Source organism: Bacillus sp. RK1064 (genome assembly GCF_051488405.1).
Lineage (GTDB): Bacteria > Bacillota > Bacilli > Bacillales > Bacillaceae > Bacillus.
Genome location: NZ_JBPSCZ010000001.1, coordinates 3,058,197 through 3,074,023, shown reverse-complemented (window position 1 = coordinate 3,074,023; position 15,827 = coordinate 3,058,197). Strand labels below are relative to the sequence as shown.

Genomic DNA, 15,827 nt, shown 5'->3' with positions numbered 1-15,827 from the left:
GGAACGTGCATTTTTACAGCACGTTCTTTACTTGATTGACAGGATCATGCTCCACGACAACACCTTCTACCGGTACCGTCAGCAAATCTACTTCGCAATGCGGGAAGTTTTGGGCAAGCTGCTTTTTCAGCGCTTCTCCCTTCCCTTTTTCAACTAAGGTTAAGATCGTCGGTCCAGCACCGCTTAATGCCGTTCCATACGCTCCTTTTAGCGAAGCGACATGCTCTACCTTCGACAGCTCTGGGACGAGCATTGTGCGGTAAGGCTGATGAAATAAATCCTTATTCATCATTTCTCCAACAAGCGGCCAGTTCTGCGTCATTAATGCCGCTACAAGCACGTTGCTCACAGCACTCGCACTGACAGCATGTTTATAGGAAAGATCCTCTGGCAGGACATCACGGGCATCCTTTGTCAGCACTTCATAAAAAGGAATCACGACGACAACATCTATATCCACATGCTGCACTTTGACGGCATGTGTCTTGTCTTCTTCATGAAGACCAATCAGTAAACCGCCGAATAAAGAAGCACCCGCATTATCTGGATGACCTTCTACCTCACTTGCAAAAAAGAGCTTTTGATCATCTGTCATATTTAATTCGAGAAGCTGATTGGCCAGCTCAATGGCTGCCACAATTGCAGCAGCACTGCTTCCCAGCCCCCGTGCCAATGGAATATCACTCCACACTTTGACATAAACAGGCGGGAGTGTTTTTCCAAAGTGATCTGCGACCTTTTTGGCTGTTTGATAAATTAGGTTGTCGGTGCCTGATGGAATCCCGGACACGACATCTGTTTCTGCTTCAAACAGCCAGCTATCATGGTCATAGACCGATAGCTTTAAATAGCGGCTGAGCGCCATTCCAACTGAATCAAAGCCTGGTCCTAAATTGGCAGTGCTTCCCGGTACTGTGATTGTAAAAAGCATGGAGGCTTTACTCATACGCGCGCGGCCTTTTCTAAGTGTTCAAGAATTTGATCTTCATCTGCATCGAGTGTGACCGGCTTGATTTGTGAAATATCAATTGCCGTATTCGGATCTTTCAATCCGTTGCCTGTTAATACCGCAACAACTTTACTGCCTGGCTTGATTTCTCCGGATTTCACCTGCTTTAGCACACCTGCGATAGACGCACAAGAGCCCGGTTCTGCAAACACGCCTTCTTCACGTGCAATCAATTGATATGCATGAAGAATTTCCTCGTCAGTCACTTCATCAATCTTTCCGTTTGATTCATCTGCGGCTGCCACAGCTTGCTTCCAGCTCGCTGGATTTCCGATACGGATGGCAGTTGCCACTGTTTCTGGCTGTTCAATCACTTCATTTCGTACGATTGCTGCTGCACCTTCTGCTTCAAAGCCGCGCATGACTGGCAGTCCAGTTCCTTTTTTCTCATGGTATTCCTTGAAGCCTTTCCAGTAGGCGGTGATGTTCCCTGCATTTCCAACAGGAATCGCCAGTACGTCCGGGGCCGAGCCTAGCTGCTCACAGATTTCAAATGCCGCAGTTTTTTGTCCTTCAATTCGGTACGGATTGACAGAGTTAACAAGAGCAATCGGCGCTTTTTCACAGATGCTGCGGACGATTTTCAGCGCATCATCAAAGTTGCCGTCAATCGCAATGATCTCTGCTCCGTACATCACAGCCTGTGCAAGCTTCCCGAAGGCAATTTTCCCGTCTGGAATGATGACGATACATTTCATATCAGCACGGGCTGCATAAGCCGCTGCCGCCGCAGAGGTATTCCCTGTCGAAGCACACATGATCGTATCATTGCCTTCTTCTTTTGCCTTTGCAACAGCCATGACCATTCCACGATCCTTGAAAGAGCCTGTTGGATTGACGCCTTCTGTTTTCACATGAAGCTCAATCCCCAGCTTTTCCGAAAGTTTGGCAAGGTGGATCAGCGGTGTATTCCCTTCATTTAATGTTAGTTTTGGTGTTGATTCGTTTACTGGTAAGAATTCTTGGAATTCCTCAATAAGTCCATTCCACTTCATCAGCTTAAACCGTTCCCTTCTACTCGGTACGTGCTCTTCACTTGAACCACCACGTCGAGATCGTTTAATTTTTGCAGGATATTTGAGAAATCTTCTTCTGAGGTCCGGTGTGTAATAATCACAATTTCAGCCAGCTCATCATGCCCTTTCACAGGAAGCTGAAGGATCTTTTCAAAGCTGATGCCTCTTTCAGAAAAAATAGATGTAATGCGGGAGAATGCCCCGACTTGATCTCTGACATGAATTCTTAAGAATTGCTGAGCAAATACTTCCGATGGCGATTTGATCTTTTTCTCAAACTGCGGTGCGATAAATCCGCTTCCGTTCACGCCAAGGCGCATGTTTTTCATCACTGCGACTAAGTCTGATACAACAGCTGTTGCCGTTGGGAGACTTCCTGCTCCAGGGCCGTAAAACATCGTTTCTCCTACAGCACTTCCATAGACATACACCGCATTGAATTCATTGTTGACCGATGATAGCGGATGGTGATCAGGGAGTAAGGTTGGCTGGACACTGACTTCCACTTTCTCTCCGTCCCGCTGGGCAATTCCGATCAGCTTCATTGTGTAGCCAAATCGTTTACTGAAATTAATGTCTTCATCAGAAACGTCAGAGATGCCTCTGACCTTCACATCCTCTAATTCCACATTCATGGAAAAACCGAGTCTTGCAAGAATCGCCATTTTCCTTGCTGCATCAAGTCCTTCTACATCAGCTGTCGGGTCTGCTTCTGCAAAGCCAAGATCCTGCGCTTCTTTTAAGACATCTTCATATGCGCTTTTATCGACGTTCATTTTCGTTAAAATAAAATTCGTTGTACCGTTCACAATCCCCATCATCTTCGTAATTCGGTCAGAGGCCAATCCTTCCTCCAGCGTACGCAGAATCGGAATTCCTCCGGCGACACTTGCTTCATAATAAAGATCACAGCCATTTTCTTTCGCAACATGTAAAAGCTCTGTTCCGTAAAGCGCCATTAAATCTTTATTGGCTGTAATGACATGCTTCTTCTCATTTAACGCATCTATTAAATATTGTTTTGTCTCTTCAATGCCGCCCATCACTTCAATAATGACGTCGACCTCTGGATCTCTAATCACATCGTATACTTCAGTTGTGAAGACCTCTCTTGCCACATCCACATCTCTCTTTTTATCGGGATTGCTCACAAGCACTTTTTGTATTAATACCGGACAGCCGATCTGGTGCATTAATTTATCCTGGTGATCTTGGATAATCTTGACGACACCGCTCCCCACTGTTCCTAATCCTAATAGTCCAACTCGAATTGCCTTCACCTGAAATTCCACCTTTCTCCGTCAATGTCCTCTCTAAAAAGACATTTGTTAACCTAACACAGACATTCAATGTACACACATTATAAAGGGGTATCCTCATTTTGACAAGGTAATAAAATAAGAGATTGTCAGAATGAAACCGCTTAACAGCTATTTATATCAAGATTCTATATTTTCAAAATATTTTTGTCAGAAAAGCTCCCGAAACTCAGGGAGCCTTATATGATGAACGAACCGGCGTTTTGGCTTGCTGACCTTGTAAGATAAGCGCAATATTTTCAGCACACAAACGCATCATCGTTTTTCTCGTTTCGACACTTGCACTTCCAATATGAGGGAGAACCGTGACGTTAGATAATGTTGTTAACGGATGAGACGGGCTGACAGGCTCCTGTCTAAATACATCCAGACCGGCTCCGGCAATTTTTCCTGTCGTGACCGCCTCATATAAAGCATCCTCATCCACAGTCTGTCCTCTTGATACATTAATAAAATAGGCTGAGTTCTTCATCAGATCAAATGCTTTTTCATTAAACATGTCTTTTGTTTCCGGGGTTAAAGGGGTCAGACAGACGATGAAATCAGACTGCGTAAGCAGTTCCTCAAATGGCGCATAAGTCACGCCGAGCTGCGCTTCTGCCTCTGGCTTTCTTGACCGGTTATGGTACAGCACCTTCATGTCAAAGCCTGCTGCCCGCTTGGCAAGCGCTGTTCCGATGCTGCCCATGCCAACAATTCCAAGGGTTTTGTGATGAATATCAGCGCCGGCAAGAAGAAGAGGCCCCCAGCCTGTCCAATTTCCTTCCTTAATCCAATCACTCGCCTCGACAATCCGTCTAGCTGACGCCATCAGAAGGGCAAAGGCTAAATCAGCCGTGGATTCTGTTAATACATCCGGTGTATGACAAATAGTGATATTGCGCTTTTCAGCCGCCTCAAGATCAATATTGTCATAGCCAACAGCAAGGTTTGCGATCACCTTAACATTTGGAGTTTTTGATAAAAGGGCTTCATCTACTTGATCTGACAGCATGGTGAGAAGCGCATCCGCTTGAGCTGCTTGTTTTTCTAATTCTTCTCTTGGACATGGCTCATCCTCGCTCGGCCACATCTCAATATGAGCGACTTCTTTTAATGGTGTAAGTGATGCTTCATCCAGCTTTCTTGTGATATAGACATAAGGTTTCGGCAAGAAGAACACTCCTTTGATTGATTTCTTTAAGCATAACGAAAAACGCCTCAAGAGAAAAGAGACGTTTCATCTGTTCACTGAAACTTCAAATCCGTGGACCTGTGATCCAGCCAACTGCCGGTATCGGGCTCTCGCCGCTTCGCATGGCACTCATTTCTTGAAAGACCTTCAGAAAGTATTCATAGCGATTGGCATCATTTAGGACGTAATCTAACCGCTCTTCATAATATGATTTTTCATTTTCTCCTGACATGTAGTAGCCTTCCACAATTTCAAAATAATGAAGCGGGAACAACAAGCGGCTGTATAACAAACGCTTAGAAAAGGAAGAAAGAGGTGTCACCTGCTCATATTGATGAAGAAAGGAGAAGCCTTCTTCAATTAAATCTTCCTTATGCTGCACAAAGGTTTCTCTTAAGTATTCGGCAATATCTCGGGTTGGATGATCAAAGACCCAATCTACAGGTAAACGAAGCGGCTGCTCATGCGGCCAAGTCCTCCGCGAAAAACGCTGGTGGCAGACAGTGCCCGAGTCACATTCCCTCGGTTCATCATCCAGCTCAGTATCCACTAAATATTGAATGGCGTTTTCCGTTAATCCAAGATAATACGGAAAGGATTCGATGAATTTTTTTTCAAATCGTTCCAGTGGTTTTTGGTGCATTTGCTGCATCCAAAAGCCTTCAAGCTGATCTAACCGTTTTGCCCACAATTCCTTCCAGGCTCCCACACGTTTTGTTTCAGATACCTCATATGGAAATCCTCTTCCCCTGACATGAAAGGCCGCCAGCTCTGATGCCTGCTGAAACGATCTGCTTGAGATCGGCGGTGCTGCCTTTAATAAAGCATACAGCTCCTTTCCATGAGTAAAGGTGGGCTTCTCTTCATTTGTTAATTCAAACACAGCGACGTATGGGTCTCCGGCATTCAGTAAATACTGACTGATATGATACAGCTCTGTGAGTTCTTCTTCTCGCAAATGAGACACAGGAACAATGATAAAGAGAGCCTCCGACGTTTGAAAGCTCTGATAACTGCCATATGGCATAAATTGACGCACATCAATACCAAATGTGTGATAAATGGTTTCTTTCATGTTTTCACCTGCGTTCATATGATCGTCTCTTATCATATCGTAGTCGCAGGTTGAGGGATTTATGAATACTATTTACTATCCGAAGCTTTTTACACGTTGTGGACCAAATTACGAGGATTGGGTGAGGAATATATGCCGCATCATCATGAGATGAACGAAGTAGAAAAAACAGCAAGACGCCGTTTACAAGAACGAGGCGTATCCATTCAAGATATAGCAGACCTTGTCTACTTTTTACAGGAAAAATATCATCCTGGCTTAGACATGTCAGAATGCATCCACAATGTGGAGCGTGTCATCGCAAAACGAGAAGTCCAAAATGCGATATTAACAGGCGTCGAACTAGACGTACTAGCCGAGCAAAAAAAGCTAACCGAGCCGCTTCAGTCCATTTTAGAAACAGACGAAAGCCTGTATGGTGTTGATGAAATTCTATCCTTTGCTATCGTCAATATTTATGGTTCGATCGGCTTTACGAATTACGGATATATCGATAAAGAAAAACCAGGGATTCTCGGGAAACTCAATGATAAATCCACAGGCGAGTGCCACACCTTTTTAGATGACATTGTCGGCGCCATTGCTGCTGCAGCATCAAGCAGGCTTGCACATAGTACGAGAAATGCGGAATAAAGCAAAAAAGAGGACGCGCGCGTAACGCTTGTCCTCTTTTTTTTATGATAATCGCTCAATCCACTCGGTTAATGAATCAATAACATAGGTTGGCTGTTTGTCATACTTCTGAAGCAGTTCTTTTGTTGTCACGCCTGTATGAACGAGTAATGTGTCCATTCCTGCATTCATCCCTGCCATAATATCCGTATCATAGTTATCACCCACCATAAGCGTCTCAGACAGATCGGTCCCGAGCACCCTCATCGCTTGTTCCATGATGATGGATTCTGGCTTCCCGATAAACGTTGGCTGGACCGTAGTGGTGACGGTCAGCACAGATGTTAATGAGCCGTTCCCTGGCAGAAGCCCTCTTTCTGTTGGTATGGCGATGTCTCCATTTGTTGAGACAAATTGTGCGCCTTGACGGATGGCAATCGCACCTACTGCGAATTTTTCATATGTAATGTCTCGGTCAATTCCAACAACAACGAAATCAGCGTCTTCCTGACCGAACATTAGCCCTTTTTCTTCAATGGCCTGCTTGATTCCTTCTTCACCGATGACGTAAACAGACGCGTCTTTCTTTTGCTCGGCAATATAATTGGCTGTCGCCATACTTGTTGTAAAGACTTGTTCTTCAGTTGCTGGAATATCGAATGAAACAAGCTTTTCTGCTACCTGCTTCGGCGTGCGTGACGAGTTATTCGTGACAAACAAGTAAGGAATGTTTAGCTCATTTAACTTTTGAACAAATTGACCTGCTTCTTCGATCTTTTCTGTTCCTTTATACATTGTTCCGTCTAAATCAATTAAGTAGCCTTTGTATTTCATGATGCTCACAACTCCAATGGATTATTTAAACGCTGATACTGGGCCAAGCTCCTGCTCCAAGTAGGTACGGATGCGGCTTGGGAAAACCTCTAGCGCATGCTCAACCTCGCTGATCACCTGCAGCAAGTCGTGATGAACCACTTCCTGGTATTGCTGCACAAGTGTTTTGCGGCACGAGACAAGCTTTTTCAGCTGACTGCCTTCCTCTTCGGGTACAACCTTTTCATCAACAAGAATATCCATGATGTCATCATAGCTTCCTGGATCACGCATAATAAAGCCATCAATCATATCATTTCCCGTATCAAGAATACATTCGACAAGCAAATGAACAATTCGTTCCAGCGCTTTTTTCTCTAGTGGACTTGTCCATGTTTGATGACTGCGCATCAACTCATATTGCTCCTCGAAAAAACGCAATGTCTCTTCAATTTTTTTTCTGTCTACGAAATACATCATGACGCTCCCCTTTGCGTTATTTTCTGATTCGTTTTAAGACAAAATAGGCACAGCCAAAATTACAGTATTCATAAATGTATTCATCGAGTGTGCTGATTTTTGTATCAAATGTGGCCTTTTGGTTTTGGTCATCAAAGAACCCCTTCAGTCTCAGCTGATTGTAGCCCCAGTCCCCCACAATATAATCATACTTATTTAAAATATCTGAGTACCTTGCTTTAAACGCTTCTTCATCAAAACCGTCTTTAATATCTCTTACAAGATCAAAAGTAGCATTCTGAATGACGATCATCTTCTCACCTCTTTTTAAACGATCCATCTTTAATGATAATTCATTGGAAGAACTCCATCAATTGCTAAAGCATGTTTTTTCCGTTTTAGCCGAAGCTAAAGAAAAAAGGAGGTCACATTTATGAAGAAACAACTGACAGCCGCGATTCTCCTCAGCATGCTTTTAGGCGGGTGCGGCTTTCAATCAGGTATGAACCGGCAAGTGGATGAAGATTCTTCAAGTAAAACCATCCGTCTATCGGGTCGTCATGAAGGAAATAATTCCAACATGCCAGAAGCAGACACAAACAGAGCAGGATATGTTCGTTATCAGCGACAGCAAGTAACGGATCAGAAAGAAAGAACACCTGCTTTAAATCGCGAGCATCTTGCCCACGTCATTACAAGTTTAACTGTGCAGCTCCCAAACATCAAAGATGCAGCCACACTTGTGACAGATGAGGATGCACTGATTGTATATCGAACAGGAAACAAAAACCGGGATGAATCTGCCGATCAAGTAAAGAAAACGGCGGTTTCTGTACTCCCTCGTTATTATCATGTATACGTCTCTGATAATCCAGAGCACTTTCAATCCATTGCCAATTTTTCACGTCTTCAAACCAATTCACGTGATTTTGATCAAATTTTAACCAAAACGATTCAACAAATGAAATATTCCCCTCAAGGTGGAGATATTTCTACGAAAGAAGATGCAAATGGTATGACGAATTCCGACCGTACCATGAGAAGAAACGCCCCTTACGGCCAAAATTAATATGAGAAAAAACGCCAGAGAGCTCTGGCGTTTTCTTTGTTATGCTTGCGCCTGACGCTTTTTAGACGCTTCGTTTACTTGTTCATCTGCATGGTAGGAAGAGCGCACAAGCGGCCCAGCTTCACAATGGCTAAAGCCTTTTGACATCGCAATTTCCTTCAGCTCTGCAAACTCATCCGGATGGTAGTATTTTTGAACTTTCAAATGCTTTTTCGAAGGTTGTAAATACTGACCAATTGCCATAATATCCACGTTGCTCGCAAGAAGATCATCCATGACTTCAATGATTTCTTCCTTCGTTTCACCTAGTCCAATCATAATGCTTGATTTCGTTGGAATGTCGGGCTGCATTTCTTTTGCGCGGCGCAAGAATTCTAATGAACGATCATATGTAGCACGCGCACGAACCCTTGGCGTTAATCTGCGAACTGTTTCAATATTGTGATTTAAAATGTCAGGACGTGTGTCCATTAACGTCTTCAAATTATCGTAATTGCCGCCCATGTCTGAAGGGAGAACTTCAATTGTCGTAAATGGGCTTTTTCTTCTAATGGCACGAACGGTTTCAGCAAACACACCTGCTCCGCCATCCTTTTGGTCATCCCTTGCAACCGCTGTTATGACAGCATGCTTTAAGTTCATCAAAGCCACTGAATCTGCCACGCGTTCTGGCTCTTGCAGGTCAAGCTCAGTTGGGAGTCCAGTTTTCACCGCACAGAAACGGCATGCGCGCGTACAAACAGATCCAAGAATCATAAATGTAGCCGTTCTTCTCACTGCCCAGCATTCATGAATATTCGGACATTTTGCTTCTTCACAAACGGTATTCAGGTTGTTTTCCCGCATCATTTTTTTCAAACCGGTATAGTTTTCATTCGTATTCAGCTTAATTTTAAGCCAGTCCGGTTTTCTTACGTGCTCTTCCTTCTTTGCCAATTCCATCATCTCCATATGAATTCGTTAAAGGTGCATCTACAAAAATCTTCCTGCTATATACGATGGATGCAGCTAAGAAGCTGCAAAAAATTGAATCTTCGGCCTAAAGCCTTTTCTTTAGACACTTTAACATAGTACAGATTGAACAACAAGGGAATGAGCTGCAAAAATACCCAAAAGCCTCCTAAAAAAATCAGAAGAAAATTACTAACATTTTCTTCTTATGAAATAGGGTGATCTAACCACACTAAACGGTAGAAGACGATGCTTGATGAAAGGAGATGGACGTTTGTGAAAGTGGTTTTAGCCATCATGATCGCTCTTTCAATGCTCCCTTTACCTGTTCATGCACAAGGGGAAGGCAAGCAGCCAGATGTACTGAAGCAGCGAATGGCACTTTACGAAAAAGTCGCCATCACGACACAGGTTCCATGGTATGTACTTGCTGCGGTTGATCAGTATGAGCAGAATATTCGAAAAAGCAGAAGAGATTTACCGAAACAAAAAGGCGTCATTAGTATCTACATTCCCCGGGAAATGTGGATCGGCCCTGAAAACCCGAATCAGCAGGATACCTCTCCTTTAAGCATTAAAGTGTTTGACGGAATTGGACTTGATGGAAACGGGGATGGAAAAGCGAACAGCGATGACGATGAGGATGTATTATTCACGTTTGCTCAATACTTGCTTCACTACGGCAGCAGCATTGATCAATTAAAAATTGCTTTATGGGACTATTATGGACGAGATCAAACCGTTGGAATTATTTCATCTTTTATGAAGCTATTTCAGCACTACGGCCATCTTGACCTCGGAAAGCATGCCTTCCCTCTTCCGGTCGGAGCTGACTACAGCTACCGGAGTACATGGGGAGATGCGAGAGGGTTTGGCGGCAGAAGAATTCATGAGGGCACGGATTTATTTGCCCATTATGGACTTCCCGTTCGTGCGACATCGTATGGCGTGATTGAAATGAAAGGCTGGAACCGCTTTGGCGGCTGGCGGATTGGTATTCGAGATATTCATAATCATTATCATTACTTCGCTCATTTAAATGGCTTTGCAAAAGGACTCAAAACAGGTCAAATTGTTGAACCCGGACAGGTCATTGGATCTGTCGGAAGCTCCGGTTATGGCCCCCCAGGCACAGCAGGAAAATTTCCGCCGCATCTTCACTATGGCATGTATAAAGACAACGGCAGAACTGAATGGTCATTTGATCCATACCCTCATTTAAGGGCGTGGGAAAGAGCTGAGCGGAAACGCAAATAGAAAACAGCCCAATCATTCCTTGGGCTGTTTTTCATTATTCTTTCTTCTCCTTTTTCTCTGGGAGAACAATCGATGGAGCGCCTGAGTTTGTTCCGCTGCCATTGTAATAATCTGGTACGTCCCCTTGAACGGCTTGTATGGAGACGGGAACTGAGTTCTTGACCACGATTGTTTCAGATGCAAACGGGATGATGACTCTCACCTTGACCTCGATCAGAACACTAATATCAATCAAGGCATTGTTGATGCCATAAGGCTTAATGTTTTTTTCAACGTCCGTATGCGGGTCACCAATGACACTAAAGCGTACAGGCACTTTTGGCCCTAGATTGGCGATGAGTGCATTTCCGGACGCTTGCCCAAGCGGAATGTTATATATAATGCCGTCATGTCCATCTGTTTGATCCTTTAACGCTTCTTTTGCCTCTTTTTGAAAGTTCCCCTTTTCAATGTCCTCTAAATTTTTTTGAAGATGACGTGACAGGTCAGCCATTGCTTTCGATGTTGCCTGCGCATTAAAATCGATGGTCGTTACTTTTCCGTTCTCACTTGTATTCATGACCACCATATCCTTCATATTCTCCTGATCGTCTGCAAAGTCTTGAACAGAATATTGGATCAGATGATTGGCGATACGCTCTGTTTCTAGTTCCGCAATGTGAATAAGGGTTGGTTTAATTGAACGGTTAATAAAAAATAGACTAATGACGGTTGAGAGTACAAAGAATAAGATTGCAAGCAGCATGACGTATCGAAATGGCAAAGGGCCCTTTTTATAGGGGCGATAACGGCGGTTCATTCTCAATAAAAAATCCCCCCTTCTCCACTACAAGTGTATGCAGACAGGCGGGGGGATAGGAATCATCTATCCATTTTATTTCACCATTTTTAATAATGCGTCTCTTCCATTGGTTCCAGCTGTAATGCCTAGCGCTTCTGCGGCGTATGTCACAGATTCTAAAGGGGCATCAAGCAATTGCTCAATGGTTCTCACACCAACTGCTCTCCCTGCGATAATTCCTCTATCTGCAAGTTTTTCATTTAAGAGCCCGACATCCAGTGCACCGCACATAATATACCCATGTTCATTTGTTACCGCCATAAAATTCGTCTTCGGCAGTTTGACGGTGACGGCTGTAAAGGAATGTCCATCAATTTTAATAGGTGTTAAATTCACCAAATCCCTTCACTCCTCTCATCACAATCTATGTGACAAGAGGGCGAGTGTTGTTAGGCTAAAGCGGATTTCATGTGGTTTCCTTCAGGCACCAAGTAAGCACATCACGTAGAAATTCCGGCATGAAATATTCAATGTGTTCATGGTCACGGATATGAGGAAATAGAGAGCCTAATGTATACATATCGACTGTGCCAACCGTATAGGAAGCGTCCTTTTTGATCAATTGATCATGTACAAAGACATCCTTTACCCGTTTGGTTTCGCCTTCTTCTACTGTATAGGTGAGGCCGCTATACAGCATTTTCCCCATCAGCTCACCTCTAAAGCCGAAGCCCTTGATGCGCAGCTGTTCCATTTTTTCTTCACAGGCACGCCGAACGGTTTCGATGAGCTGTTGACCGGTAAGCGTCACCCGAATGGGATTAATGGGATGCGGGCAGATTCGGTGGACTTCTTCTCTTGTCACGATTCCTGCCTCTAATGAATCAAGCACCATACCTGCATTCATCATGCCGATATCTGCCCCGCACCAATCTTTAATGGCATCTGTTAAGAGCTGCGGAAGCGGGGATTCATCAAACCACTTCGTTTCTAACCTTGACTCAATCGCTGTTACTTTTTCCTGCATGAGGGCTTTGGCTCTTCTTTCTGCTTGCTGTAAGGTAGTGATGGCTTCATCTGATTCACTGATCAGCTGATCCACTGACTGCACCGTTGCTTTTTTCTCGATCAGCTCTTTGCGCGCTATGTCAATTGTCAGCTCGACACAGCCAATATAGTGCCCATACTTTTCAGCGCATGCAAGCAGCACCCCATTGTCCATTTCACCCTGCTCTAACAAATGATGCGTGTGTGAGCCTAGGATGATGTCGATGTCAGGAAAATCACGGGCGACCTCCCGATCATGGATGATACCAAGATGGGATAAGAGTACAATGACATCTGCCTGTCCCTTCACTTCCTGCAGTATGTCCCGTATGCTGTCAAACGGATCTGTAATGTCCCAGCCCAGCTTTTCATAGACGGGTGTATACGCAATGGTCACGCCTAAGAGACATATTTTCAGTCCGTTTTCCATTTGGATCATATGATAGGGCTTTGCCCACGATGGCCTTTTGCCTTTCTCAAATAAATTAGACAGAACCACTGGAAATTGTGCATGCTCGTACAATTGATCGAGTTGATCATGAGGCAGCGTAATGCCTTCATTATTTCCAATCGTGACCCCATCATAGCCAAGTTGATTGAGAAGCTTGACGTTTACCTTTCCATAATCAGCTTCTGACACAAGGTTCACTCGGTCCATATGGTCGCCAATATCAAACAAGAGCATCTGATCGTGAACTTGACGCTTTTCCTCAATATAAGCTGCGATTTTTGGCCAGTTCTCAAAGTGGCTGTGCAAGTCGTTTGTATGATATAACCATAGCTTCTGCAGCATGTTGATCTCTCCCTCAAGTTGTCACTGAACCGTCATTCAGGTTGAAAGCCGCAGCTCTCAATTAACTAAATAAATCTAACTGCTTCGGAGAAAGGCTTGAATACGTAATATCCAGCAAATCAATCATCTGCTGGCCATTCGCCGCTGCATCTCCGCCGGAGTTATTATTAAACACGACATAGACATCTTTTGATTGCTGATGCAGAATGTCGAGATTCTTTTTCCACTCTTTTAATTCAGCTTCATTATATAAATATAAGTATCGCACTTCACGCCAATTCTCATGGTCTGCTGGGTGAAGCCAGCCCTGTTTATTTCTTCCGTGAAAACGGACCAATGTTTTATCACGGTGCGTAGCTTGTATGACTGGCGGAATGGAGCCTTCTCCAACTTGCGGCTCATCACAAACAGAATGAATCCATCCTTCTTTTTCCATAAAGGACAAGGTCTGCTCATAAAATTCATCTGAGAACCATGTGCGGTTACGGAATTCGAGGGCACATGGAATGTCACCCATCTTCTCTTTACACCATCTTAAATAGTGGACGTGCTCTTTTTTGCAATCAAACCATGGTGGAAATTGAAACAAAACCATGGCAAGTTTCCCTTCTCGAATGAGCGGAGTTAATGAAAGAATAAATGCGTCAAACATCTCTTCCTTCGAAGCAAACGGAATTTCGCCCCTCTGATGCCCGGTCATTCCTTGATATGCTTTCACGACAAATTGAAAGGTATCTGGCGTATCCTTGATCCACTTTTCATGATTACGCTCAGGCTGAACCGCATAAAAGCTGGCATCCAGCTCCACAATGGGAAACGTTGACGAATAGTGAAACAGCTTTTGAGCGCTGCCGATTTTCGGCGGATAAAGACTGTCATGGTCTCCCCAGCCAGTTAATCCGATATAAATCATGTTTCTCACCTCTTGCCACTCTCATGTATAGACGGCTTCCTCACATGAAAGCCTTTTTCTCTTGTGATACCCATATTTCTGAAAGAAATTCTTCTGTCTACAACATATCATATTTGCCCGTAATTCTGAATGAAGATGACTGACGGTACGTGATTTTGTCCTGACGCTCTGTTTGTTTGTGATATTAGTTGACAACTTTCTATCTAAAATGATTTGAGCTGATAACATAAATTGCATATCAGAGAAGTTAACAGTGATTGTCCATTTATTTATTCATCTTCACCAAGAGCTTTAGTTCTCAATAAAGGAGACTTAGTGGATATGAACATAGACGATAACCAGTTTGAAGCATTGCAAAAAATCGCCGAAAGGATTCACAAGCCTGTCTATTTGTGTAACCAGCATGGACGTATTCTCTGCAACTCGCACACCATGATCACGAGCCCAGATTGGATTCGCATTCTCCCCTTTTTCCAAAGAAGGACACCCCATTATTTTTCGATGATATATGCGAAGCAAACCTTTTCCGTCTTTCCGATTGATCTAACCGAACAAACATGTGAGTATGTGGTCATCCCTTCCTTCATTCCTCCGCTGGATGAAACACTGCAAGTCTTCATTGCACAAGCAGTAAACGAAATCTCAATTGCGCGAATGAGACAATATACTGCCCAGCAAACGGCCAAGCGTGCCAGAAATGAAGGGTTTCGCAGATGGATAGAGGGTGCATCGTATTCTCAGCAAGACGCTGCATACATTGCGAAGACGTTTGGATTAAACATAGAAAACAGCTATCTATGTATGATCTGTCAGCTTGATCATTGTCATGAGACCACTCATTTTTTGAACCAGCAACTGATGTTAGATCAAGTCGTTGATCTACTTGACAGCGCACTTCCAAGCTCTCCTTTTCCTTCCTTTCTGTTTGTCAAAGGTGATATGGGCATTGTATTAATGGAAGAGACAGGCAGTTGGTCAAAGATGAGTGGCAGACTCCTCTCTTTTTTGAAACAGTTGCAGATGCTCGTTAGCATACAAGCGAATCACACCATTTCCTTTGGCGTGAGCTTGACTAGTTGTCGCACCACCCATCTGTCTGAGGGCTACAGTGAAGCATTAGAGGCTCTTCAAGCCGGACATCTCTCGTCGCAGGCGGAATATATTCAGTTCTATCAGGCAAAGGATGTGCCAGATTTATTGAAGCTTATTCCAAGAAAGGATTTAGTCACGTTTCACCAGATGCACCTTCACCCGTTATATGAAGCTGGTCAAAACCTCCTCCACACCTTATCTGTCTATTTAGAAACGCATTGCCACATTTCAGAAACAGCGAAACGTTTGTCTATTCATCGCAACACGGTCATTTATCGATTGGAGAAGTGTGAGGAGCTGCTTCGGATCAGCTTAAAAGACCCTGAAGCCACATTAAGGCTGCGCTTAGCATTACGTATTCAGATGCTTCTCTCACCCCATCCTGATTGAATGTTTTCTTCCGAAGCTTCATATAGTTTGGAGGAGAAAAGTGATACACGAGGAGGC

At 43.8% G+C, this 15,827-nt stretch carries 17 protein-coding genes; 4 read left to right on the top strand and 13 right to left on the bottom strand.

The annotated features are described in order from the left end of the window. Positions 1-13: 13 nt before the first annotated feature. From thrB to yutH, 5 genes are all read right to left on the bottom strand, one after another. Positions 14-946: a homoserine kinase gene (thrB, locus tag ACSSTM_RS15655; protein WP_034659872.1), complete on the bottom strand. Its 933-nt coding sequence runs from the start codon at positions 944-946 to the stop codon at positions 14-16. After that, positions 943-2,004: a threonine synthase gene (gene thrC / locus ACSSTM_RS15650; RefSeq protein WP_024423361.1), complete on the bottom strand. Its 1,062-nt coding sequence runs from the start codon at positions 2,002-2,004 to the stop codon at positions 943-945. The genes thrB and thrC overlap by 4 nt, the downstream gene beginning before the upstream one ends. After that, positions 2,004-3,305: a homoserine dehydrogenase gene (locus ACSSTM_RS15645; RefSeq protein WP_034659873.1), complete on the bottom strand. Its 1,302-nt coding sequence runs from the start codon at positions 3,303-3,305 to the stop codon at positions 2,004-2,006. The genes thrC and ACSSTM_RS15645 overlap by 1 nt, the downstream gene beginning before the upstream one ends. A gap of 208 nt (positions 3,306-3,513) precedes the next feature. Beyond that, the gene (locus ACSSTM_RS15640; RefSeq protein ID WP_187704129.1) at positions 3,514-4,497 is read right to left on the bottom strand and encodes a 2-hydroxyacid dehydrogenase; all 984 of its coding nucleotides are present in this window, start codon (positions 4,495-4,497) and stop codon (positions 3,514-3,516) included. Between the two features lie 85 nt (positions 4,498-4,582). Beyond that, positions 4,583-5,611, bottom strand: coding sequence for a spore coat putative kinase YutH (gene yutH, locus ACSSTM_RS15635; RefSeq protein WP_034659875.1), 1,029 nt, complete (start codon positions 5,609-5,611; stop codon positions 4,583-4,585). Positions 5,612-5,725: 114 nt separating this feature from the next. On the opposite strand from yutH, the gene ACSSTM_RS15630 reads away from it, so the two are divergent. Beyond that, positions 5,726-6,226, top strand: a complete 501-nt coding sequence (locus ACSSTM_RS15630) for a phosphatidylglycerophosphatase A family protein (protein ID WP_034659876.1) — start codon at positions 5,726-5,728, stop codon at positions 6,224-6,226. A gap of 42 nt (positions 6,227-6,268) precedes the next feature. On the opposite strand, the gene ACSSTM_RS15625 is transcribed toward ACSSTM_RS15630, so the two are convergent. From ACSSTM_RS15625 to ACSSTM_RS15615, 3 genes are read right to left on the bottom strand one after another with little or no spacing between them, the layout of a single operon-like run. Continuing rightward, positions 6,269-7,042 (bottom strand): TIGR01457 family HAD-type hydrolase, encoded by a 774-nt coding sequence (locus ACSSTM_RS15625; RefSeq protein WP_095285818.1) that lies wholly within the window; start codon positions 7,040-7,042, stop codon positions 6,269-6,271. 18 nt (positions 7,043-7,060) lie between these two features. Further along, entirely contained in the window at positions 7,061-7,495 is a 435-nt protein-coding gene (locus ACSSTM_RS15620) for a DUF86 domain-containing protein (protein WP_034659878.1), read from the bottom strand. Positions 7,496-7,514: 19 nt separating this feature from the next. Continuing rightward, complete coding sequence (locus ACSSTM_RS15615) at positions 7,515-7,790, bottom strand: YutD family protein (RefSeq protein ID WP_003213192.1); 276 nt, start codon at positions 7,788-7,790, stop codon at positions 7,515-7,517. A 120-nt stretch (positions 7,791-7,910) separates the two neighbouring features. On the opposite strand from ACSSTM_RS15615, the gene ACSSTM_RS15610 reads away from it, so the two are divergent. Further along, positions 7,911-8,546, top strand: a complete 636-nt coding sequence (locus tag ACSSTM_RS15610; RefSeq protein WP_437404237.1) for a YhcN/YlaJ family sporulation lipoprotein — start codon at positions 7,911-7,913, stop codon at positions 8,544-8,546. A 39-nt stretch (positions 8,547-8,585) separates the two neighbouring features. On the opposite strand, the gene lipA is transcribed toward ACSSTM_RS15610, so the two are convergent. After that, positions 8,586-9,482 (bottom strand): lipoyl synthase, encoded by an 897-nt coding sequence (lipA, locus tag ACSSTM_RS15605; RefSeq protein WP_034660686.1) that lies wholly within the window; start codon positions 9,480-9,482, stop codon positions 8,586-8,588. Positions 9,483-9,809: 327 nt separating this feature from the next. Here lipA and ACSSTM_RS15600 point away from each other — a divergent pair, with 327 nt between their 5' ends. Beyond that, complete coding sequence (locus ACSSTM_RS15600; protein WP_223249920.1) at positions 9,810-10,754, top strand: M23 family metallopeptidase; 945 nt, start codon at positions 9,810-9,812, stop codon at positions 10,752-10,754. A gap of 34 nt (positions 10,755-10,788) precedes the next feature. Here the strand turns inward: ACSSTM_RS15600 and yunB are convergent, their stop codons facing one another. The 4 genes from yunB to ACSSTM_RS15580 all read right to left on the bottom strand — a co-directional run bounded on the left by yunB (position 10,789) and on the right by ACSSTM_RS15580 (position 14,288). Beyond that, positions 10,789-11,553 carry a sporulation protein YunB gene (gene yunB, locus ACSSTM_RS15595; RefSeq protein WP_034282711.1) on the bottom strand — a complete coding sequence of 255 codons (765 nt, stop codon included), beginning with the start codon at positions 11,551-11,553 and terminating at the stop codon, positions 10,789-10,791. Between the two features lie 75 nt (positions 11,554-11,628). Then, positions 11,629-11,934: a YunC family protein gene (locus ACSSTM_RS15590; RefSeq protein WP_034659881.1), complete on the bottom strand. Its 306-nt coding sequence runs from the start codon at positions 11,932-11,934 to the stop codon at positions 11,629-11,631. A gap of 67 nt (positions 11,935-12,001) precedes the next feature. Next, the gene (locus tag ACSSTM_RS15585; RefSeq protein WP_095285813.1) at positions 12,002-13,375 is read right to left on the bottom strand and encodes a bifunctional metallophosphatase/5'-nucleotidase; all 1,374 of its coding nucleotides are present in this window, start codon (positions 13,373-13,375) and stop codon (positions 12,002-12,004) included. Positions 13,376-13,436: 61 nt separating this feature from the next. Beyond that, positions 13,437-14,288: a DUF72 domain-containing protein gene (locus ACSSTM_RS15580; RefSeq protein ID WP_034659883.1), complete on the bottom strand. Its 852-nt coding sequence runs from the start codon at positions 14,286-14,288 to the stop codon at positions 13,437-13,439. A gap of 321 nt (positions 14,289-14,609) precedes the next feature. Here ACSSTM_RS15580 and ACSSTM_RS15575 point away from each other — a divergent pair, with 321 nt between their 5' ends. After that, positions 14,610-15,770, top strand: coding sequence for a PucR family transcriptional regulator (locus tag ACSSTM_RS15575; RefSeq protein WP_095285812.1), 1,161 nt, complete (start codon positions 14,610-14,612; stop codon positions 15,768-15,770). Positions 15,771-15,827: the final 57 nt, after the last annotated feature.

Excerpts from the sequence above, each read along its gene's own strand:
- ACSSTM_RS15610 (WP_437404237.1), top strand. The coding sequence starts at position 7,911 with ATGAAGAAACAACTGACAGCCGCGATTCTCCTCAGCATGCTTTTAGGC.
- yunB (WP_034282711.1), bottom strand. The coding sequence starts at position 11,553 with ATGAACCGCCGTTATCGCCCCTATAAAAAGGGCCCTTTGCCATTTCGA.
- ACSSTM_RS15620 (WP_034659878.1), bottom strand. The coding sequence starts at position 7,495 with ATGTATTTCGTAGACAGAAAAAAAATTGAAGAGACATTGCGTTTTTTC.
- ACSSTM_RS15630 (WP_034659876.1), top strand. The coding sequence starts at position 5,726 with ATGCCGCATCATCATGAGATGAACGAAGTAGAAAAAACAGCAAGACGC.
- ACSSTM_RS15580 (WP_034659883.1), bottom strand. The coding sequence starts at position 14,288 with ATGATTTATATCGGATTAACTGGCTGGGGAGACCATGACAGTCTTTAT.
- ACSSTM_RS15615 (WP_003213192.1), bottom strand. The coding sequence starts at position 7,790 with ATGATCGTCATTCAGAATGCTACTTTTGATCTTGTAAGAGATATTAAA.
- ACSSTM_RS15575 (WP_095285812.1), top strand. The coding sequence starts at position 14,610 with ATGAACATAGACGATAACCAGTTTGAAGCATTGCAAAAAATCGCCGAA.
- yutH (WP_034659875.1), bottom strand. The coding sequence starts at position 5,611 with ATGAACGCAGGTGAAAACATGAAAGAAACCATTTATCACACATTTGGT.
- thrC (WP_024423361.1), bottom strand. The coding sequence starts at position 2,004 with ATGAAGTGGAATGGACTTATTGAGGAATTCCAAGAATTCTTACCAGTA.
- ACSSTM_RS15585 (WP_095285813.1), bottom strand. The coding sequence starts at position 13,375 with ATGCTGCAGAAGCTATGGTTATATCATACAAACGACTTGCACAGCCAC.
- thrB (WP_034659872.1), bottom strand. The coding sequence starts at position 946 with ATGAGTAAAGCCTCCATGCTTTTTACAATCACAGTACCGGGAAGCACT.
- ACSSTM_RS15600 (WP_223249920.1), top strand. The coding sequence starts at position 9,810 with ATGCTCCCTTTACCTGTTCATGCACAAGGGGAAGGCAAGCAGCCAGAT.